Annotated in this window: 18 protein-coding genes; 11 read left to right on the top strand and 7 right to left on the bottom strand. The window is 45.3% G+C overall.

Annotated elements, in window-relative coordinates; translation table 11 throughout:
* Positions 1-89: 89 nt before the first annotated feature.
* A complete protein-coding gene (locus H6F77_RS14040; RefSeq protein WP_190489343.1) occupies positions 90-3,305 on the bottom strand; it encodes a glycoside hydrolase family 15 protein in 3,216 nt (1,071 codons plus the stop codon).
* A gap of 158 nt (positions 3,306-3,463) precedes the next feature.
* Here H6F77_RS14040 and H6F77_RS14035 point away from each other — a divergent pair, with 158 nt between their 5' ends.
* Positions 3,464-3,622, top strand: a complete 159-nt coding sequence (locus H6F77_RS14035) for a CAB/ELIP/HLIP family chlorophyll-binding protein (RefSeq protein ID WP_190489342.1) — start codon at positions 3,464-3,466, stop codon at positions 3,620-3,622.
* A gap of 53 nt (positions 3,623-3,675) precedes the next feature.
* Entirely contained in the window at positions 3,676-3,825 is a 150-nt protein-coding gene (locus tag H6F77_RS14030; RefSeq protein ID WP_190489341.1) for a CAB/ELIP/HLIP family chlorophyll-binding protein, read from the top strand.
* 292 nt (positions 3,826-4,117) lie between these two features.
* Here the strand turns inward: H6F77_RS14030 and rpoD are convergent, their stop codons facing one another.
* Positions 4,118-5,245: an RNA polymerase sigma factor RpoD gene (rpoD, locus tag H6F77_RS14025; protein ID WP_190489340.1), complete on the bottom strand. Its 1,128-nt coding sequence runs from the start codon at positions 5,243-5,245 to the stop codon at positions 4,118-4,120.
* Positions 5,246-6,549: 1,304 nt separating this feature from the next.
* Here rpoD and H6F77_RS14020 point away from each other — a divergent pair.
* The gene (locus tag H6F77_RS14020; protein ID WP_190489339.1) at positions 6,550-9,024 is read left to right on the top strand and encodes a sensor histidine kinase; all 2,475 of its coding nucleotides are present in this window, start codon (positions 6,550-6,552) and stop codon (positions 9,022-9,024) included.
* 13 nt (positions 9,025-9,037) lie between these two features.
* Positions 9,038-10,258 carry an EAL domain-containing response regulator gene (locus tag H6F77_RS14015; RefSeq protein WP_190489338.1) on the top strand — a complete coding sequence of 407 codons (1,221 nt, stop codon included), beginning with the start codon at positions 9,038-9,040 and terminating at the stop codon, positions 10,256-10,258.
* Between the two features lie 44 nt (positions 10,259-10,302).
* Here H6F77_RS14015 and H6F77_RS14010 read toward each other — a convergent pair whose 3' ends face one another.
* On the bottom strand, positions 10,303-10,860 hold the full coding sequence (locus H6F77_RS14010) for a hypothetical protein (RefSeq protein WP_309228851.1): 558 nt from the start codon (positions 10,858-10,860) through the stop codon (positions 10,303-10,305).
* A 31-nt stretch (positions 10,861-10,891) separates the two neighbouring features.
* Between H6F77_RS14010 and H6F77_RS14005 the strand changes: the two genes are divergently transcribed.
* On the top strand, positions 10,892-11,566 hold the full coding sequence (locus tag H6F77_RS14005; protein WP_190489337.1) for a polysaccharide deacetylase family protein: 675 nt from the start codon (positions 10,892-10,894) through the stop codon (positions 11,564-11,566).
* A gap of 98 nt (positions 11,567-11,664) precedes the next feature.
* Here the strand turns inward: H6F77_RS14005 and patX are convergent, their stop codons facing one another.
* Positions 11,665-11,889 carry a heterocyst-inhibiting protein PatX gene (gene patX / locus H6F77_RS14000; protein WP_190489336.1) on the bottom strand — a complete coding sequence of 75 codons (225 nt, stop codon included), beginning with the start codon at positions 11,887-11,889 and terminating at the stop codon, positions 11,665-11,667.
* A 473-nt stretch (positions 11,890-12,362) separates the two neighbouring features.
* On the opposite strand from patX, the gene H6F77_RS13995 reads away from it, so the two are divergent.
* The gene (locus H6F77_RS13995) at positions 12,363-13,409 is read left to right on the top strand and encodes a zinc-dependent dehydrogenase (RefSeq protein WP_190489335.1); all 1,047 of its coding nucleotides are present in this window, start codon (positions 12,363-12,365) and stop codon (positions 13,407-13,409) included.
* Positions 13,410-13,546: 137 nt separating this feature from the next.
* Positions 13,547-13,921: a Na-translocating system protein MpsC family protein gene (locus tag H6F77_RS13990; protein ID WP_190489334.1), complete on the top strand. Its 375-nt coding sequence runs from the start codon at positions 13,547-13,549 to the stop codon at positions 13,919-13,921.
* A 266-nt stretch (positions 13,922-14,187) separates the two neighbouring features.
* On the opposite strand, the gene H6F77_RS13985 is transcribed toward H6F77_RS13990, so the two are convergent.
* Positions 14,188-14,619 (bottom strand): response regulator, encoded by a 432-nt coding sequence (locus tag H6F77_RS13985; protein WP_199321336.1) that lies wholly within the window; start codon positions 14,617-14,619, stop codon positions 14,188-14,190.
* 624 nt (positions 14,620-15,243) lie between these two features.
* Here H6F77_RS13985 and H6F77_RS13980 point away from each other — a divergent pair.
* Positions 15,244-15,654 carry a Na-translocating system protein MpsC family protein gene (locus H6F77_RS13980; protein ID WP_190489333.1) on the top strand — a complete coding sequence of 137 codons (411 nt, stop codon included), beginning with the start codon at positions 15,244-15,246 and terminating at the stop codon, positions 15,652-15,654.
* Here H6F77_RS13980 and H6F77_RS13975 read toward each other — a convergent pair.
* Entirely contained in the window at positions 15,629-16,075 is a 447-nt protein-coding gene (locus tag H6F77_RS13975) for a response regulator (RefSeq protein WP_199321335.1), read from the bottom strand. The genes H6F77_RS13980 and H6F77_RS13975 overlap by 26 nt on opposite strands.
* 383 nt (positions 16,076-16,458) lie before the next feature.
* Between H6F77_RS13975 and H6F77_RS13970 the strand changes: the two genes are divergently transcribed.
* Together H6F77_RS13970 and H6F77_RS13965 are read left to right on the top strand one after the other, a co-directional pair.
* Positions 16,459-17,826 (top strand): NAD-dependent succinate-semialdehyde dehydrogenase, encoded by a 1,368-nt coding sequence (locus H6F77_RS13970; RefSeq protein WP_190489332.1) that lies wholly within the window; start codon positions 16,459-16,461, stop codon positions 17,824-17,826.
* A 163-nt stretch (positions 17,827-17,989) separates the two neighbouring features.
* Entirely contained in the window at positions 17,990-19,627 is a 1,638-nt protein-coding gene (locus H6F77_RS13965) for an acetolactate synthase large subunit (protein WP_206753462.1), read from the top strand.
* A gap of 24 nt (positions 19,628-19,651) precedes the next feature.
* Here H6F77_RS13965 and H6F77_RS13960 read toward each other — a convergent pair whose 3' ends face one another.
* Entirely contained in the window at positions 19,652-20,536 is an 885-nt protein-coding gene (locus H6F77_RS13960; RefSeq protein ID WP_190489330.1) for a phosphodiester glycosidase family protein, read from the bottom strand.
* A gap of 187 nt (positions 20,537-20,723) precedes the next feature.
* Between H6F77_RS13960 and xth the strand changes: the two genes are divergently transcribed.
* Positions 20,724-21,494: an exodeoxyribonuclease III gene (gene xth, locus H6F77_RS13955; protein ID WP_190489329.1), complete on the top strand. Its 771-nt coding sequence runs from the start codon at positions 20,724-20,726 to the stop codon at positions 21,492-21,494.

Raw genomic sequence — 21,494 nt, 5'->3', positions numbered from 1 at the left:
GGTGGATATAAATAAACACGCGCCAAACAACCTAACCCCCAACCTCCTTCCCTTCAAGGGAAGGAGGGAAAAGCGATCGCCCTTTGTTTTTAAGCAGCGCTTACCTGCCCAAATTGAGTCAAGAAGCGGAAAGCCTTGACAATCGCACTTGCACAATCGCGAGGAGAAGTATCGTAAAAAGCTCTCCAAGCAAAGGCTTTATGCTCATCGTAACGATCTGCTCGTTCGGGGAATTTCTCCAGCCAAGCCAGCCGGACGGCATGACCAACTAGCACATCTAACACAATATAGTCTTCAACTTGTAATTCGGGGTTGCGATCGCATATCGCCCCCAATTCCATCAGCGCCTCAATATTAACTTGCCGATATTCAGGCGCTTGAATCTTATTAAGCAAATGCTCAACCCGCAGGGCGAAATTCTTTTCTCCAGGCGTCATCTCGGCCAAAATCAATTGACTATCCAAGCGATTGCGACGCTCTAACTTATCGCCAATTACCAAACCCTTGCAGTGTTTCATCAATTGCCAAACGTTGGGATAAAAATCTTTCGGTACGCGATTGATAGCACCCTCCATCTGTCGCTTCCTCAACCAACCGCCAGCCACTACCTCGCCTTCTTCCGGTTCCGGTAGCACCGCCCAATCAATATCCCCTTCCCGCTGTTTAATGTGCAAAGATTCTTGCTGTCGCAGCACTTGATTCATCCCCTCATAGCCAGCCAAAACTTGGCGTAACTTAGTCTTAATTTCAAAAGGACTCGATTGCATCAAGTGTTCGTAAGCTTCATCTTGAGTTAGTCGTAACTCAGCCGCCACTTCGCTAGTTACTAGCAGAATTAGATAACCCACCCGTAGCGTCAACAAACCTTTAAATAGATCGGGTTCAGATTTTATTAGTACGCCGAGGTAAAGTACTATTTCTTGAGTCAGGACGCGATCGCGTATATCTTCCCCACAGAAATGTCTGATTTTCTCCATAATTTCTGTGTAAGACATAGGCCGCGTAATTAGTGACGCCTCGCTGTAAGCTTTACCTACAGTAAGCTGCTTACCGCGCACCAAAATATCAGTCACCGCATCCGATAGACCAACATCCACCTTATTTAGCAACCCCGCGGCGTGGCGCACCACAGCCCAATAGCCACCAGCACCCGCCAATTCGTAAACTTCATTAAGCAAATCCGCCACTTTCACTTTTACCGCAGGCTCGCCAAAACCAGTATCAAAATCCAATCCTTGCAAGCGCACTAAGGTATGCAGCAATTCAACTTGCTCGTAAATGTTCTCAGACGAGCGCAGGCTGCTGAGTAAGAAGCCTAAATTGGTTTCGCACTCCAGCAAAAATTCTTGAGTATGTTTTAACGGCCCATTTTTCTTTTGATTCCTGATGAGATAGTACCGCTCTTCAGCCGCATCTTTAACAGATGAACGGCTAAACTCAAACTTGTGCAGAAAATCAATGCGTTCTGTTCCTGCTGTCAGCATTAGCTGATTCAGACGCCCCAATTTCACCCGCACCCCATTACACAGACCGTTATTTAGTTCCTGCATAAGTTCTAGGAGCGCACTATCGCCAGTTTCCAGCATTGTATGAGTCAGCAGGAGGGTCATTGTGGGACGCCCTAGTTGATACCAATTCCGCTGAATATAGGCAAGTTCGCTTTTAATCTGATCTACCAAGAAATGGTAGTCGAGGGTTAGGTAAAACTGCTGCGGATCGAGGAACGACGGCAAAAATGCAATAGTTTCGCTGCGAATGCGAAATATTCTTGAGGTTGTGAGACTGCGCGATCGCCGCGAAGGTCTTCCTGTAAGCCCTAGTTTATCGTTACGTCCAATTTGGGTATAAACGTTGGACAGCTCGCTGGAATAGCGCACTTGAATCGGTTCCACCTGTATGGGTGTCTGCGTCGCAATGCCGTGAGGCTCCAACTTTGCCTGCAAATCTTCATCTTCAGCCAGAAGAGCAATTTGTACTAAGGGATCTTGATGCTTACCCATGGACAAGTGGCGACCTAAAGGATCGATATCTCCAACCGATAACAACCCATCGCTAATCATCTGGCCTAATAAATACAAACTTTGCGCCCAAACTAGCGGTATATTTTCGTTGGGCAGGCGCGTCTGGCTGTGGGGGTTTGCCCTCTCCGCTTCAATCTTATCCGCCGGGACGTAATAAAGTTCTGGCAGCAGCCGCAAACCATCCTGTTCTATTAGCAGGGACTCCAGACACTCTTGGTAGTCTTGGACTTGTTCTTTGTCGCCGCGAAATAAGCCATCTAGTACCAGGTAGGTAAAAAATAGCGGCCACTCGCATTCTATATGCTCAAATTGTTGCAGTTCCCAAGGTTCGTAGTGCAAGCGGTGCGGATCTTCTAAAACCGTTTGATGTCCGTCGCGCAAGAAGCGTTTGCAGCCGTAGCGTCCTTCCAGCTTTTTGATGATGTCTTGTCTGGTGCGTTCGACTAATGCTACATCTTCAACTGCAAAGGCGGGGAAACTAATTGCACTTAATAGCGCGGCGTCGATTTCTTTAGAACTAGATTCTCTGGGTAATAGAGATTTGAGAGTCATGCGCGATCGCGCAATTTCATCTGGCAAAACGTGAATCACAGAAGCCTGAGAACCGTTTACGCCGAATAAATCCAATCCATTAATCGCTTCTAGCGCTGCTTTCGCCATCCCCACCGAACTAGCATTTAGTTCGGGATTGCCCACGTTTATCTTATTTCCCCGCTCCCAAAGCCCGTAATCTGGCGTCCGGTAAGTCCGACCAATGTAGTAAACCAGATTTTGAACAAAATTGACTTCATCAATCGTGTAGATGATGTGCAACCCCGATGCTGTCATTTGAGCCAGCATCAAGATAAATAGCGATGTTGCGTCTAGTTGCAAGTGTCCCCAAGCGTCATCGCCTACAACAATGTCCCCTGTCTGGGTGTTGTACTTGGCGTGTAAGGCATCTAAAAGGGATTGGCTTTCTTTGAAGCGTTCGACTTTATGAGCTTGTCGCATCATGCAGAACAACAGCCCCCGCATGAGTTTGACGACGCTTTGTTCTAGCTCGTAGGTGCGTCCTTGGTCTTCATTGACTTTGCGATAAGCCAGTGCTAGTCCCCAGACCGCGAGAATGCTGTAAACGTTGTCTCTCACCCAGGCGTCGGTATAGTCGCCGTGAGCGGTAATCGCGGTACTGGCTGGTAGCAGCCCCGTAATCGCGTTTTGACGTTTGAGAATAACAGCCTGTATCTGGTTGTAATAATTATCGAGACGCTGGCTCTGGAGTTGAGATGGAGTTAGCGACATAGCTTTTTTGGACGTGAGAGGAATCCAGCCGAGTTGCTTTTTATTGTGGCACTAAAAACAAGTCATCCACCCAACGGCGCAAGCTGTTGCGCTTTTACAAAACTTTAGTTACATTATTTTACATAGTTTAACAAAAGTCATTACACGGAGTTCGGACTATGCAAGCTCAACGTGAAGATCGGAACGCTGTGAAGTTTGGCTTTACGCCGCAAGCGGAAAACTGGAATGGGCGTTTCGCGATGATTGGTTTTGCTGCTGCGGTACTTATTGAATTGGTTACTGGTCAAGGCGTGCTGCATTTCTGGGGATTTATTTAATTTCCCTTCCTTGGCAATCCTGGTTAACCTGAAATTTCACCGGAGTTCTGACTATGCAAGCTCATCAAAAAGCTGAAAAATTTGGGTTTACAGCACAAGCTGAAAGTTTGAACGGGCGTTTGGCAATGATTGGTTTTGTCGCTGCTGTCATGACGGAAGTAGCAACTGGTCAAGGCGTGTTGCACTGGCTGGGGCTGCTGTAGCTTTTTAACTTTCAACCTCAATAAATCTCAATATCAAATTAGCTGGGTTTTCTTAAAAAAGATCCAGTTTTTTTATTAGGTTTTGTAATTGTGGAACTGTATAGCGAGTCGCTGAGTATTATCTATTTTGCTGTTAATAAAATATTGAGCTGCACAAACCCTACTGCGATAGTTCTTTAGCAGCGATTGACATTATTATCTACAAAGGCTAATTCTGACTATTCAGAAGCCAAAACTTGAATGAAAAATGGGAGCGGAGAAACCCCGCCCCCAGATAGAGGAAAGCTATTCTCTAGCGGATGTATTCTTTGAGAATGCTGTTGCGATTGGGATGGCGCAACTTGCGGAGAGCTTTCGCTTCAATTTGACGAATGCGTTCGCGGGTGACGTTGAAAATTTGGCCTATTTCTTCTAGCGTCTTCATGCGTCCATCATCCAAACCGTAGCGCAGCCGCAAAACATCGCGTTCGCGGGGGCTGAGGGTATCCAGGACGCTTTCTAAGTCTTCCCGGAGGAGGTTCTTGGAAACTTGATCTTCTGGAGTTTCACCATCAGCTTCGATAAAGTCTCCAAGGCGGGAATCTTCTTCTTTGCCAATTGGAGTTTCCAAAGATATGGGCAACTGTGCTGATTTAGCAATAAATCGCAGTTTCTCGATGGTCATTTCCATGCGAGTGGCGATTTCTTCTTCAGTTGGTTTGCGGCCCATTTCTTGGGAAAGAAGCTTGGTAGTTTTCTTAATGCGAGAAATGGTTTCGTAGAGGTGAACGGGCAAGCGGATCGTGCGAGATTGATCCGCGATCGCGCGTGTTATTGCCTGACGAATCCACCAAGTTGCATAAGTGGAGAACTTGTAACCTTTTTCGTGATCGAATTTCTCAGCGGCACGAATCAGACCCAGGCTGCCTTCTTGAATCAGGTCTTGGAACGACAATCCCCGATTCATATATTTTTTCGCAATCGAAACCACCAGACGGAGGTTAGACTGCACCATTTTGTCCTTTGCCCGCCGTCCTAAGTACAAGCGACTGCGGAACTGAGGTAACGGCATATTTACCGCCTCAGCCCATTCCTTGTCTTGGGGGTGTCGATCCAAGCGCTCGGATAGTTGCTCGTGTACGCGCTCCAATTGCAGTAAATCGGCAATTTTGCGGGCTAATTCAATTTCTTCGTCCGCACGCAACAGTCTGATGCGACCAATTTCTTGGAGGTAGAGACGAATCGAGTCTTCTGTGTAATGTTTCTTTTTGGTTTGGGCGCGACGACGGCCTCTTGCAACCTTACCAGGCTTACCGTCGTCCTCATCCGGTGCAACATCCAAAAATTCGTCTCGGTCTGCTTCTTCCTCAATTAAGAGCTCCAACATTTCGCTCTCAGGGGGAATCATTGTTTCGAGTACGTCGTTGGTTGCCTGGGTCATGCCGAATTCCTCATGCTCCTTCAGTTAAAGACCAAAAGATAGTGTTGGTTAATCTACTTGAGACAAGTTAGATAGTGATAAGACTTGCCAGCTTATCAACGCTCACATAGCAACGCTTGTCATTGAAAGGTAGAAGGCTTTCTCGGACAGCTAGCATGCAGTAGCAGCGTTTTGATAGTTGTTAATGCTGGATTTGGTGTAAGACCTTTCCGATTGTAGCCTTTCTCACAAAAATTGCACGCTGGTTTTGATTTTAAACCTTTGATTATGAAGATAACGTAAAGCCTGCTTTTCCTGCCAGATAATGCCATCGGATGGTAGCGAACAGAAAGTTCTAAAAAATGTTCGTGGCTGTGTTGCAGTCTTCGTTGTCTTCAATGTGCGATCGCTGTTTGAATTCTACAATTCGCTGTCTGTTCGACTATTATAGGTTTGTTTTCGTGGAATAGTAGCCGCTGCGTAGCGCGGAATTAATGCACCCATGCTTACCTCATATTGTTGAATTGACTGGTGATGGAGTTGGCAGCATTCTAATTGACGTTTGACAGAGCTGACACGCAGCTAGCTGCGGTTCCCGGCGATCGCCCGAACAATTCCTAGCAGGAGCAATTATGCGTCCGAATCAAGAACTAGAAGGGAGAGGGTAAATCCCCACGAATCCTCATGGCTCCTCTCTTTGTATCTTGTGTTTCGCCCTATCGCCTTCATTCTAACTGTTCTATATATTGTCGCCATATTATCGCCGCGCCTATTAAGGCTATGTTTGGCAAGCATCCTCGCATACTCACCCCACTCAGCTTGTCAGTTTAGAAATCCCTGCTTCCTCTCCTGTCGTGCATAATTCTTCTTAAATGTACTCCACCTTTGGGCTGGCGAACCCAATATAAAGAGCGGAAATACACTCAGCCATTCTAATGAATTGATCTGATATATGGCAGCCTCTAATGAAAAAATTCACCAATTACTCACACACTTGATTAGTACGCTTGTTCTATATTTTTCTATTTATAAAAGAAACCAACTTGCCGCGATACAGAGCGTAAGGAGAAGCTGAACTCCGATTTGTCAAGAAATTACGCCCTATGGAGAGCCGAGGAAAAAGGCGCACAATAAGTAGGGGGTTGAGATAATGTGACCTTCATTTCAAAACTCGCTCGTAAATATAAACAACTTCAAAATTTTATGAAAAACAATTTTAATTGATTATGGCTCAAACCCAGCCAGAGAAAGGCTTCTAGCTTCAAAGCTGACTTCAGGCGTTAATGTAAAAATTGGTTTTTAAGCATCCTATAGGAAAAGGCTTAATGTTGGATTTTTTTAATGGTTTGCTGTCTTATCGGCAGTTTATTCCGCATGGGCACTGTTACCTCTGGCAGCCAGAGTTAGTAGGGCTACATGTGGTGTCAGACCTGTTAATTGCCGCAGCATATTACTCGCTTACAGCGTTTCTGCTCTACTTCGTCCGCCAGCGCCATAATGTTCCCTTCAGCGGAATATTCGTCTTGTTTGGAGCCTTCATTATCTTTTGCGGCACCGGACATCTGATGGAAGTGTGGACGCTGTGGTATCCCCACTATTGGCTCTCGGGTATCGTGAAAGCGATGACAGCTGCGGTTTCTGCATACACCGCTGTGGAACTAATGCCATTGATACCCAAAGCACTAGCTATGCCAAATCCGGTTCTTTTGGAAGCAGCTAATAGCAAACTGGAAAACGAACTAAAGGAACGCCTACGAGCCGAGGAAAAACTGCAAGAGCGGCAAGAGTTTTTACGCAGCATTTATGACGGAGTGGCTAATGCGATTTTTGTCGTAGATGTCCTCGAAGATGGCACATTTCGTTACGGGGGGCTGAACCCAGCTACTGAAAGCTTGACAGGACTCCCGTCAGATGCTCTGCGGGGCAAGACGCCCTCACAGGCATTACCCCCACATCTAGCAGAGGTATTAAGCCAGCGCTATGCAGAGTGTGTTGGTGCAGGAACTACGATTTCTTACGAGGAATGTTTGCCATTCCCAGGAGAAGATAGGTGGTGGATGACAACCTTAACCCCCTTGTACGATAACAATGGGCGAATCTACAGGCTAATAGGCACAGGTACTAACATCACGGCTCGCAAGCAGGCAGAAGCGGCAGTACAAAAACTTAACCAAGAGCTAGAAATTAGAGTACAACAGCGGACATCTGAATTAACCTATGTGAACGGGCAACTACTGGCTCTCGTGGTCGAGCGGCACGAGGCGCAGGAGGCTCTGCGGGAGAGTGAGGAGAAATATCGGTCTGTCGTTGACAACGTTAAAGAAGTGATTTTCCAGACAGATGCACATGGTTGTTGGACGTTTCTTAATCCTGCCTGGGCAGAAATCACTGGTTTTTCCGTCGAAGAGAGCATCGGTACAACAGGTTTGAATTATGTTCATCCCGACGATCGCGATCGCCATTTACAGCTGTTTCAACCGCTGGTTGAAGGCAAAAAAAACTATTGCCGTGGCGAGATTCGCTACCTGACCAAAAGTAAAAATTCTTTCTTATCTTCCCCCCTCTCAACGGCGACTGAGGGAGCTGTAGGCTACCGCTGGATTGAAGTCTATGCCCGACTAATCCCTGCTAGCGACGGGACGATTATCGGCACTTCTGGTACGCTGAATGACATCACCGAGCGCAAAGCTTTTGAAGAGGCTTTGCGAGAAAGTGAGGAACTATTCAGAAGTGCTTTTGAGGATGCCGCCATTGGCATAGCCTTAATCGCAACCGATGGTCGTTTCTTGCGGGTTAATCGCTCTCTGTGCGATATGTTGGGCTACTCTGAGCCAGAATTGCAGGCTACAACCATCAGGGCAATCACCCATCAAGATGACTTGGATATCACCCTTAAATCTCACAAACGTATATTGGATGGTGATATTCACCGCTTCCAGATTGAAAAGCGATACATCCACAAACGCGGGCACGTAGTATGGATTCAGCTAACAAATTCCGTCGTACAGAACGTTCACGGGCAACCTCTTTACCAGGTTTCGCAGATCCAAGACATCACCGACCGCAAGCGTGCAGAAGCAGAAATTTTTAATGCTTTAGCAAAGGAGAAACAACTCAGCGAACTGAAATCTCGCTTTGTCTCTATAACGAGCCATGAATTCCGCACGCCGCTAACTACTATTTTGTCGGCAGCTGAATTACTAGAATATTACGGCCACAGCTGGACTGAAGAGGAAAAACTCGAACAACTACATCTGATTCAGGCAGCAGTTCAACAGATGACTAACTTGCTTGATGATATTTTGCTCATCGGTAGAGCTGAAGCAGGCAAGCTAGAGTTTAAACCGACCATTGTGGATCTGATAAAGTTCTGTCGCCATTTAGCAGCAGAAATACAACTGAATGCAGGTACCGACTGCGCGATCGCTGTTATTTCTAATTACCAAGGAATCACTGCTGCAATAGATCAAAAACTGCTGCGGCAAATTCTAAGTAATCTGCTCATTAACGCCATCAAGTACTCTCCCCAAGGTGACAAAGTGACGTTGGAGTTAGATTGCAAAAATGGTGAAGCCGTATTCCAGATTCAAGATCGGGGCATTGGTATTCCCAAAGAAGACCAGCAACACCTATTTGAGTTTTTTCATCGGGCAACAAATGTAGGCAACATCTCCGGTACCGGGTTGGGTTTGGCTATTGTAAAAAAGTGCGTGGACTTGCATCGCGGGCATATTTCCGTACTAAGTGAAGTTGGGCTTGGCACAACATTTAGAGTCTGCGTGCCGATCTATAACCAATAGGAAAGTAAGACAAATGACGGATAAATATAAGAAAAAAATTCTCGTAATTGAAGACGAGCCGCCCGTGAGAAACAACCTGCTAATACTTCTGAAAGCAGAGGGATTTGACGCGATCGCCGCAGTGGATGGTCTCGCTGGTTTACAGTTAGCACAGACGCACTTACCCGATCTGATTTTGTGCGACATTATGATGCCCAACCTCGATGGTTACGGCGTGATTACCGCCTTGCGATCTTCACCAGAAACCGCAAGCATCCCCTTTATTTTTCTCAGCGCCAAAGCCGATAGATCCGATTTGCGTCAAGGCATGGAACTGGGTGCAGATGATTATCTAACCAAACCATTTACCAGAGTTGAATTGCTTGGCGCGATCGCCGCTAGATTTGAAAGGCAAGTAGCCATTAATCAGCCCTACTCTACCCCACCCCTGCCTGCCGCAGAACGATTGAATGACATACAGACAAGCCTGCGTCACGCATTAGAACGGCGAGAATTTCAACCATACTATCAACCCCAGATCGATCTCCATACCGGAAAAATCATGGGAGCAGAAGTTTTACTGCGTTGGCTGCATCCAAGACAAGGGCTAGTTTCGCCTATGGAGTTTATTCCCCTAGCCGAAGAAACCGGATGGATTATCCCCATTGGTGAATGGGTTTTGCATACTGCTTGCACGCAGGCTAAAGCTTGGCAACTCGCTGGGCTTTCGCCTTTACAAATAGCTGTAAACTTGTCAGCCCGCCAATTCAATCAACCAAATCTGCGTAACCGAGTTCTCCAGATACTACAAGAAACTAATCTTGAACCCAAATATCTAGAATTAGAACTAACTGAAAGTACCATTGTGGAAAATCCAAAAATAGCTATTCAAATAATGAGCGATTTTAAAAACTTAGGAATTGAAATATCTATTGATGATTTTGGTACGGGTTATTCTTCACTAAACTATCTAAAACAGTTTCCATTCAACACCCTAAAAATCGACAGATTATTTGTCTCGAACATTAATAATGATGCCAAAAATGCCGCGATTACAACGGCAATTACTCAAATGGCTCACACCTTAAATTTAAAAGTAATTGCTGAAGGCGTCGAAACCCAAGCAGAACTCTCTTTCCTCTGCCAACATAACTGTGATGCCGCACAAGGCTATTTGTTCAGCCGTCCCATACCAGCAGGTGAATTTGAAAAATTGTTGGTTGCCGATAAATTTTGGGAACTTGATGCAGAATGATACAAATTGAATAATTTTTACTTTCTCCAGCACCTAAATTAACATTATCGGGGTTCAGCTTTTTCCACCGAATTATCGTCAACACCCAAAGTTAGTTCCAAAGGCGTGCGGGTAGGATATGCCTTCGCAACCTCCCGGTAAACATCGTGATTTGTAGGCAAAGAAACAATCTTCTCACCATTGTTATAGCTAATCTGGTATTCCACTTTTTGCAACAACTCTGGAGGGCTGGCGGTTTCGTAGGGGCGCTGCCGTTTTTCAATTTCATCCAGAAGCGGTTTCGGGGGGATAGCGGGCCACCACAGTCCTTTGTCATCGGGGCCAATGACGGCGGATTCTGGCTTCTCGCCATTGCGGTTAACTAACGAGGTAGAGACTAAACTTTCAAGCCGCTCATCTTTATCCCTGCGGCTTTGATTAGCATAGTAGCGGACTTGCCAGGTGTAAGTTGTCCGCGCTGTTGCTTCATACTGGTTAGTGGTCTGGATGGTGCAGCCAAACAGCAATCCTGCCAGGGTGACACTGGCAAAGAGGGAAAAAATTTGGCAAGGCCGTTGAGATTGACCTTGCTGGCGATCGCTAGAGTAAGAATTCAAGGGCACGGCTAACACTAATCAAAGGCAAAGAAAGCAAATGCAGCTAGCACCGCTTTATCCTATTGTGTACCCAATCCTCAAGCGCAGCTTTCCTAGCTGTCTGTGGTCGGGACCAGAAACTTCACGGGCGATCGCGCTCACCTTTGATGATGGCCCCCATAGCCAGTGGACGCCAAAACTCTTGGATGTATTAGACCAATATGGCGTAAAAGCCAGTTTTTTCTGGCTGGGTGTTTGTGTTGACCGCGCACCAAATATTGCTCTTGAAGTTTACAAGCGCGGTCATTGGCTGGGGCTGCACGGCTACGATCATCGCGCTTTTCCTCGTTTTAGTCCAGCAGACTTGAAGCGGAGTTTGGAAGAAAGCCAAAGTGCGATCGCGAGAGCCTGTCAAATAAACCCTCAAAACATTAGAGATGTCCGTCCTCCTAATGGCTTGTTCACACCCCAGACCATAAACTTATTGCACCAGTGGCAATATAGACCAGTGATGTGGAGCGTTGTACCGGAGGACTGGGAACGACCTGGGGTTTCAGTCGTAGTACAACGAGTTCTGCGCTTAGTTCAGAATGGTTCCTTAATTGTTTTGCATGATGGCTACTACGGCGGACAAGATGTTGCCGAAACAACTGCGCTGCTAATTCCCCAGCTCTTAAGCCAAGGCTACCAGTTTGTTACTGTTGACCAACTCTGGCAAACTGCTAGGAACTAACAATTCATTCCTAGCTCGTCATTGGCCATTTACCAACTAAAAGCACAAAGGATAAAGGGTCATCTAAAATCTCCCAGCCAGCGCGAGGCTGGGGTAATTCAAGATTGCTGAATTGGAGAATCGTGATATTGCAAGAACTCTCGACGCCCGCTACCCCGCTGGGGGTGGCCTTTAGGCTTGCGCGGGTTAGTTTTAGCGGCTACACGTTGCTCAGAATCGTTAGATAGCCGCAGGCTTGTTGCTTGAGATTGAGGCTGTTGAAAATCAAAAAACAGCGCAACTGAGATCATTCCCAACAAAACGATAGATGTGGAAGCACGCATAGCCGATAGTCCGTATTAGGGTTTCTGCTTACTTATGCGGACTTTCTGCTAATGCATCCGGAAAAACTACCATTAAAGCTTATTTATGTTTATTTTTCGCGCTTTAGAGAGATTTATATCGCGCATAATTCGGCAGCCTTATTTTTACGCCGTCAATCTTTTTAAAAAATAGCAATTTAGCGCTGAATTAAATAGTCACCAGACTCCAAAGGCTGCTGGTAAAAATATTTTTATAATTTCTGCTTTACCTCCGGGCGTAACGTCGCGAGCATCTAAAGGCTGCTCTGTCTCGGCGGGGTAGATAAAAGTTAGGTCTATAGTCCCAATCGTTCCTAGCGGACAAGATTCCGGAAAAAATAGAAAATCAGGTTAGTGGTTGGGTAAATAGCGGTTAGCTGAAAGCTAATAAACACAAGCTAATAGCCGAGCGCTAATGGTAAAGTTTAATATCGCTAGGTAAAGGAGAATTAAGCATGAAAGCACAAGTATTTAGAGGCGTTAATCAACTAAGTTACGAAGAAGTGCCGATGCCGGAAATTGCACCGGATGAGGTACTGGTACAGGTTAAGGTTGTGGGCTTGTGTCAGTCTGATATCAAAAAGATTCGCTATCCTCTATACGAGCCGCCGCGCATTTTCGGGCATGAAACGGCTGGGGCGATCGCTAAGGTAGGCTCTGAAGTACAAGGATGGGAAGTTGGACGGCGTGTTGTCGTGATGCACCACATCCCTTGTATGCGCTGCGAATACTGCCTCAATGACAACTTCTCTATGTGCGATGACTACAAGAACATCACCACAACTGCTGGTTTTAACCCCAGTGGTGGCGGCTTTGCACAATATGTCAAGGTTCCAGGGCATATCGTTCGCAACGGTGGCTTGATTCCTATCCCCGATGCAACTACTTTTGAGCAAGCGAGTTTTGTTGAGCCGACTAACTGCTGTCTCAAAGCAGTTAAAAAAGCCCAAATTGCCCCCGGACAAACTGTTTTGGTGACTGGAGCTGGGCCGATTGGTTTGATGTTCGTTATGCTTGTGAAGTATTTCGGCGGGAAAGCGATCGCTACTGACTTGCTTCCCTCTCGCATTGAGAAAGCTTTGAATGTGGGCGCAGAAGCTGCTTTTGATGCCCGCGATCCAGATTTACCCGCCAAAATACAAGCAATTACCAATGGCTTGGGAGTTGATACAACGCTGTTAGCTGTTCCTAGTGAAAAGGCTTTTTTCCAAGCTCTAGACTGTACCCGCAAGGGGGGCAAAATTCTGTTTTTCGCTGAGTTTCCCGAATCGGTGGAATTTCCCCTTAACCCCAATATTCTCTATAGACGAGAAATTGATTTAATGGGTAGTTACAGTTCCTCTTATCGGTTGCAATCTTTGGCGGCAGATATTGTGTTTAATCGGCGGATTGATGTTGATGCCCTCATTAGCGATCGCTACCCGCTTGAAGATCTATCTAAGGCGGTAGAACAAGCGATCGCCCCCACTCCCGAAACCTACAAAATTTTGCTCTACCCCTAAGCCGCTGAGTGCCGTAATTAGCCTCTATCTCCTAAAAATCTCTCTAACGGAGTATTTTTAGGGGTTTTATTACTGTTAAAGTCTTAACTAATCATCCCTCTTATGATAGATATTTTTTATTAGCTTTTCTTTTAACTATGGACCCTTCTTACCCTACTCGTGGGCAATTAGAACGAACCCTCTCCCAGCGTATCCAGGCGCTATACCGCACTCAACTAGGGCATCAGCCAAGTAAAGTGACTTGCCAAATTTTTGATGAAAAAATTGCCATTATTCTGGAGAATTCCATTACCCAACCCGAGCAATTTCTGGCTAACAACGGTCAAGCGGATTTAGCTGAACAAGTAAGGGCAGATTTAGATAAAGCAATTCAGCCGCAGCTTAAAGCCCTAATAGAAGAAGTAGTTGGCGTATCTGTGATAGACCTGCTCAGCGACGCTAAATTAGAAACAGCCCGGACAGGCACTATTGCTGTTTTGGCTGCTCCGCCTCAAATTCGCAATCCCACCTAAATCTCAAAAGTACGGTCTTGGGTCTTATGTCTTGAGTCTTGTATTTGCGGTTGTCGATTTTAATCGCGGGCATAACACTCAACACTCAACACCTAACACCAAACACCTAATATCACGTCGGTAATTATTACTTCGTTTATAGTCGATAGGCCGTTGGCTTGGGGTAAATAAAATCACCCATCACGCGATCGCCCTTCTCACCCATATTCTTATAACAAACCGCCTAGACTTGATATATCAACAATTAAGGTTAAAAAAACATTTATTTAACTGAGATAGCGTCGGAGCAGGGCTTCAAGATCGTCAACTATGTACGGCTTGCTGATGTAATCATTACAGCCTGCCGATAGAATGCGATCGCGGTCTTCTGTTCTTGCCATAGCCGTTACTGCTATCACTGGAATCATATTTGTGCGCGGATTTTGTCTCAAACGGCTAACAAATTCTATGCCGTCCAAGTCGGGCAACATAATATCAAGCAGAATCAAATCTGGATGGTTATCTTGTATTAAAGCTAGAGCAGTCTGGCCATCTGAGGCACTGATAAACGAGCAACCGAACAGCTCCAAGACAAACGTTATCAACATTAAGTTATCTTCATTGTCATCTACTGCCAAAACTAATCGCTGTTTGTCAATGTTAGTTTGGCCGCTACCGCGAGAAAGTTCCATATCCACGGTCTGTTCAAGGTAAGTCATGGAGTTCAAGAGGGAAGCCTCAACAGAAAGGTGGACGAGGCATTCCTCAAGCGGCTGAGGGGCGCTTAAAAAAAGACTGGCTCGTATTCGAGATGTTAGATTCTAAACTGATGTCATCCCTTGCTGGTGTTGCAGCGTTAGCCCGTGCCAGACAATGGGCGAGATCAAAATAGAATACATTTAGCTAGTAAGTATATTTTACTGTAAATCCCCAAGATGTTGCATATTTAGGCAAAAATTAGCCAAAATTTCCGTCTTTTTGGGCAGGAAATTAAATATTAAGTATAAAATATTTTAAACGATACTTAGAATCATTATCTACAAGAGCGGGCTGGGGTATCATATTGTCTGGTAGGTAGGAAAAGCTAATATTATAAGTTAGTTTTTGTTAAAGGACTTCGCCTCCTTCAAAGGACTTGAGAAGCTGAAACAAAAGCCAGGTTAGGCTTTGGCCACGCGCAGGCGATCGCCCTTCTCCCCCAAGATATACTATTCTCTTTCAAAGGATGTAGTTGAGAATATACCCATAGATAAGTGGTTGGACTATTACCTATGACTACAGTGTAAATATCTATACAAACAAGCAGCAATTGTTGCTTTACTTGACATTTTAGGCCAAGGCATATGGAAACATCTCAACTGACACGCAAGCAAATAGAACGATTGCTCGCGCAGCGTATCCAGGCTTTGTACCGAACTTGTCTGGAACACCAACCCGCGAAAGTAACTTGCCAACTATTTGATGAAAAGTTGGCTATTGTTATTGAGGGTTCTGTAACTCCAGCCGAGCAACTTCTAGTTAATAACGGGAATGCGGAGTTGGCCTCAAAAGTCCGGTTTGATTTATACAAAGCCTTTCAACCGCATATGAAGGCGTTGATTCAAGAAGTGATGGGGCTATCTGTCGTGGAATTGCTCAGCGATGCCACTTTAGAAACAGGTCGCCTGGGCGCGATCGCTGTTTTAGAGCAAGTGCCCGAATTTCGCCATTGTGACTCCATAACCAAAGTCAACAAAGCGCCGCTGTCCCCTTGAGATAACGGCAAACCATCGCTTCCATATCCTCCAGCATATAGGGCTTACTGATGTAGTCATTGCAGCCTGCCATCAGAATTCGCTCTTTGTCTTCTGGCCTTGCCATAGCAGTAACGGCCACAACTGGAATACTCATGGTTTTTGGATCTTTCCTAAGTTGATGCAGAAAGTCCAAACCATTGGAGCGGAAAAGCAGAATATCTAACAAAATCAAATCTGGTTGGTACTGTTGTGCTTTTTCTAGAGCAGTCTGACTATCTCCAGCGGTAATGATAGAGCAATTTAGCGGTTCGAGAGCGTAAGTTACTAGGAGCAAGTTGTCTTCATCATCATCGACAGCCAAGACCTGGCTACCTCTATCCAGACAGGTCTGACCGCCGACGATGGAAAATTTTGTTCCGCTACGGTGGGAAAGTTCCAATTTACCCCTCCTATATTGTGGGAAGTCGTGTATTGGCGTTCATCCTCATCACAACAATTGACGAGGCACTCCCCAAGCGGCTGTGCGGCGCTTGTAAAGGACCGGCTCGTTTTGATCCACAAGGTTGATTGTGGTTGCTTATGGATCGGAAAAGACGGGTCAAGCGAATTGAAAATACTACATTACTCGTTATTCTACATAAAAATTACAAAAATATAAAAATTTTGTTAAAAACCTACAACTATTGTAAGGGAGCTTTGCATTCATAAAAGCGAGATATGGTTCGCAAAATACAATATTAGTCTGATCTTAAAGATTAGAAAGGTAAAAATGACTGAGTATAATTACTAGCCCAGTCAATTTAGTATTGGAGGCTTCATATAATGGCGATCGCTACAATTAACCCAGCAACTGGGGAAACTATCAAGACATTTAATGCGCTTACAGATGCGGAAGTTTTACTCAAGCTAGAAAAGGCACAACAGGCATTTGTGCAGTATCGCCAAACGCCAATGGAACAAAGGGGGGAATGGCTGAAAAAAGCAGCGGATATATTAGAGGGCGATCGCGATCGCTTCGCGAAAACAATGACCCTGGAAATGGGAAAGACTGTGAAAAGCGCGATCGCAGAAGTAGAAAAATGCGCTTCAGTTTGCCGCTACTACGCCGAAAACGCCGCCCAATTCCTCGCCGACGTACCAGCCCAAACCGATGCCAGTCATAGTTTTGTGAGATATGCGCCCCTCGGCGTAATACTTGCCGTAATGCCTTGGAATTTTCCCTTCTGGCAAGTCTTTCGCTTTGCAGCACCAGCATTAATGGCTGGCAATGTCGGATTGCTCAAACACGCCTCCAACGTGCCTCAGTGTGCTTTGGCAATTGAGGAAATTATGCAGCGGGCAGGTTTCCCAGATGGGGTATTTCAAACTTTGCTCGTAGGTGCAGATAAAGTTGAACTCATAATTAACGACGAGCGTGTTAAGGCCGCAACACTTACAGGAAGCGAACCCGCGGGGATGAGCCTCGCCGCCGCCGCAGGGAAACAAATTAAAAAAACAGTCTTGGAATTGGGGGGTAGCGACCCGTATATTGTCCTAGAGAGTGCGGATTTAGAAGCTGCTGTATCTACTGCGGTTACAGCCAGGATGATCAATACCGGTCAATCTTGCATTGCTGCGAAACGGTTTATCGTCGTTGAAGCCATAGCTGATGAATTTGAACGTCGCATGGTGGAAAAACTTCAGGCCTTGAAAGTAGGCGATCCTATGAATCCGGAAACAGACTTAGGGCCGCTGGCAACTCCATCAATTCTCAAAGACTTAGACAAACAAGTTCAAGAAAGCGCGGCGATGGGGGCAAAAGTTCTTACAGGGGGGAAGCCGTTATCGGATAGGGCTGGGAATTTTTATCTGCCAACAATTTTAACGGACATTCCAGAAGGCAGCCCTGCCAGTCATGAAGAATTTTTTGGGCCAGTGGCGCTGCTATTCAGGGTAGCGGATATTGATGAGGCGATCGCTATGGCTAACAATACATCATTTGGTTTGGGAGCCAGCGCTTGGACTAACGTAGAAGAGGAGCGCGATCGCTTAATTAATGAAATCGAAGCTGGAGCCGTCTTTATCAACGGCATGGTCAAATCCGATCCGCGTCTGCCATTTGGAGGTATCAAGCGTTCCGGATATGGACGCGAATTAAGTATCCAGGGTATTCACGAATTTGTCAATGTCAAAAGCGTTTGGGTGAAGTGATAGCAGTCAACGCGATTTGAAATTTTAGATTTTAGATTGGTGATACATCCAAAATCATTGGAAGCGGAGAAACTCCGACCTCCACCAATCTAAAATCATACATCAATTTGCTAATAGCTAAGGGAAGTGGGGGGAAAGTCAAATGGGCCAACCTGAGAAACAAATGAACACAGCTGAACTATTGATAAAGTGTCTAGAAAACGAGGGAGTCGAGTACATTTTTGGACTTCCAGGTGAAGAAAACCTGCACGTACTCGAAGCTCTTAAAAATTCTTCGATTAAATTTATTACCGTTCGTCACGAGCAGGGCGCTGCTTTTATGGCGGATGTTTATGGGCGTCTAACGGGCAAGGCAGGAGTGTGCCTTTCCACGCTTGGCCCTGGTGCTACTAATCTAATGACTGGCGTCGCCGATGCTAATTTAGACGGCGCTCCCTTAGTAGCCATTACCGGGCAAGTGGGAACCGACAGAATGCACATTGAATCCCACCAATATCTCGATTTGGTAGCGATGTTTGGGCCAGTTACTAAATGGAGCGCCCAAATTGTTCGCCCCAGCATTACGCCCGAACTTGTCCGCAGAGCTTTTAAAATCGCTCAAAGTGAAAAGCCTGGTGCGGTTCACATCGATTTGCCAGAAAATATTGCGGCGATGCCAGTAACGGGCGAACCTTTGAATAAAGACTCGCGCTCGAAAACTTTCGCTTCTTTCCGAACTCTTGAACTAGCATCTGAGGCAATTTCTAGCGCAAGAAATCCGCTAATTTTGGTGGGCAATGGCGCAATTCGAGGAGAAGCTAGCGATGCCCTAACTGAATTTGCCACGATGTTGAATATTCCAGTGGCAAATACTTTTATGGGTAAAGGCGTCATGCGCTACACCCATCCTTTAGCGTTGTGGGCGACAGGATTGCAACAGCGAGATTACATAACTTGCGCCTTTGAAAAGGCTGATTTGGTAATTGCGATTGGTTATGATTTGATTGAATATTCGCCTAAAAAGTGGAATCCAGAAGGCAAGATTCCAATCATTCATATTGGCGCTACTCCTGCTGAAATTGATAGTAGCTATATCCCCATAGTGGAAGTTGTAGGCGATATTTCCGATTCCCTAATTGAAATTTTGAAACGAACGGACAGGCACGGCAAACCAGAACCTTACGCCTTAGAATTACGGGAAGATATTCGAGCGGATTACGAACAGTATGCCAATGATGATGGTTTTCCAATTAAGCCTCAGAAGCTAATTTATGACTTGCGACAGGTGATGGGGCCAGAGGATATTGTTATTTCTGATGTGGGCGCTCATAAGATGTGGATGGCGCGTCAATATCACTGCGATCGCCCTAATACCTGTTTGATTTCTAATGGTTTTGCGGCGATGGGGATTGCGATTCCAGGAGCGATCGCGGCTAAATTGGTTCATCCCAACCGCAAAGTTGTAGCTGTATCTGGCGACGGCGGCTTTATGATGAATTGCCAGGAATTAGAAACAGCCCTGCGTGTCGGTACGCCCTTCGTCACCATAATTTTCAATGATGGCGGTTATGGCTTAATTGAGTGGAAGCAGCACAACCAATTTGGCAAGTCATCCTTTATCCAGTTCAGCAATCCCGATTTTGTCAAATTTGCAGAAAGTATGGGATTAAAAGGCTATCGGATTGAATCAACTGCTGACTTCATTCCCATGTTAAAAGACGCTTTAGCACAGGATGTACCAGCCGTGATTGATTGTCGAGTAGACTACCGCGAGAATCTCCGCTTCAGCCAAAAAGCTGGGGATTTGAATTGCACGATTTAACTTGTAGGGTGGGCAATGCCCACCTTACTTTTTGTAAATTAAGAATACCGATCCAATCGGATTTAAATTCTCAACAAATATTTTATCTTTAAAATAAATTGCTGTAGAATAACCTCCATCAAATAACATCCCTTCCTGAATATTGCCTAAACAGTAATTTCCAGCTATCCCTTCAAGGACATTATCAAATTTATCTGGGTAAAGTTGTTGATTAGGCGCAGAATTGTTAACGAGCAAAACTACATATCCTTTAGAAGTAATAGCTACCATAGAACGGCTAACTTCCTGCTTGCAGGCATATTCTCCCAAATCTTTACAAATATCTTTAAACTTGCCATCCCGATAAAATCTTCCATTACCTCCTACAAGGTTATAGTTGAGAAAATTATCCTTTCTCCTGCCAACTTGAATAGTAGCTTGGCGTTGTTGTGGTTTACCTCCAGAAATTCCGAAGGAAGACCGCTTATCTTTAAATGCACCTGAATACTCTACACCCCTAGAAATATTTAGCCCTTGGGGTTTATTCTCAGGATCGATGTAATCGCCATTAATTGCAGCAATGGGTAATTTACCATTTAATTTGGCATTATTATCAGCTATGATTTCACGGAATCTTTTAGGTACATATTCTTTACGAAGGACGCCGTTAGCATTTTTAGCATAAATGTCATGTGCTAAAGCGAGACTAACTTTAAAATCTAATTCAGGGGATTTTGGGTTAAATATAATGACATAGTTCCCAGCACGAGCGTCTTTGTTACCTTCGTTATTTACTCTAGTAAAAGTCAGACTTTGCGGACGGCAAGGAGTTGAATTTTTAGCGTTAGAGATATGCTGAGATACAAAATAAGCACTACACAAAGTTACCAAAAATAAGGATATAAAAATTAGCTTTGTCTTGTTTAGCATAGGATAAATTAAAATATATACACGCCAAATATTTTATAAGTAAATTGTTCAAATACAAATACTCGCATCATTTGGCAGTATCCGGGAAGATGGGCGTAAAGCGTAGCTATCGCGAAAGCGAATCGCCCTTTAATAACTGCTAATATGTGGGCGAACACTACCCGACTTGCTTCGCCTAGCCCAAGACATGAAAATCGCTACTTGGAATGTAAACTCAGTACGCACCCGATTAGAGCATATAGTGCAGTGGTTGGGGGATAACCCTATAGATGTCCTGTGTCTGCAAGAGACGAAAGTGGTGGACAAAGATTTCCCGCGATCGCCCCTTGAAGAAATAGGCTATCACCTCTACGTTTCTGGACAGAAATCTTACAACGGCGTCGCCATCCTCAGCAAGACACCCTTAGAGGATGTCACTCAAGGATTTTCTCCTATTCTCGGTACATCAGATTTAGACGAACAGAAGCGGGTACTAACTGGCGTTGTTGATGGTATCCGTATTGTTAACCTGTACGTGCCTAATGGTTCAGCGGTAGGTAGCGACAAATATGATTACAAGCTGGGCTGGCTGAAAGTGCTGCGCGAATATCTGCAAGCCCTCCTCCCCGCCCCTATGGTAGTCTGCGGCGATTTCAACATTGCCCCAGAAGACAGGGATATCTACGAACCAACAGCCTTTAAAAACCGCATCATGGCTTCCGATTTAGAGCGGCAAGCCTTAAACTCGATTTTAGAATTGGGTTTGGCAGATGCGTTTCGCAAGTTTACCCTAGAAGCAGGACACTACAGTTGGTGGGACTATCGCGCTGCGGCTTTCCGGCGAAACTGGGGTTGGCGGATAGATCATCACTATCTCACCCCCGATATCTACGAACGAGCAATTAGTTGCACAATTGATAAAGCACCGAGAAAGTTACCGCAACCAAGCGATCATACCCCGGTAATTGTAGAGTTTTGA

Origin of the sequence: Microcoleus sp. FACHB-831 (genome assembly GCF_014695585.1) — a bacterium.
Classification (GTDB): Bacteria; Cyanobacteriota; Cyanobacteriia; order Cyanobacteriales; family FACHB-T130; genus FACHB-831.
Note: the sequence above shows the minus strand (reverse complement) of the source record. Positions and strands in the feature narration are given on the sequence as shown.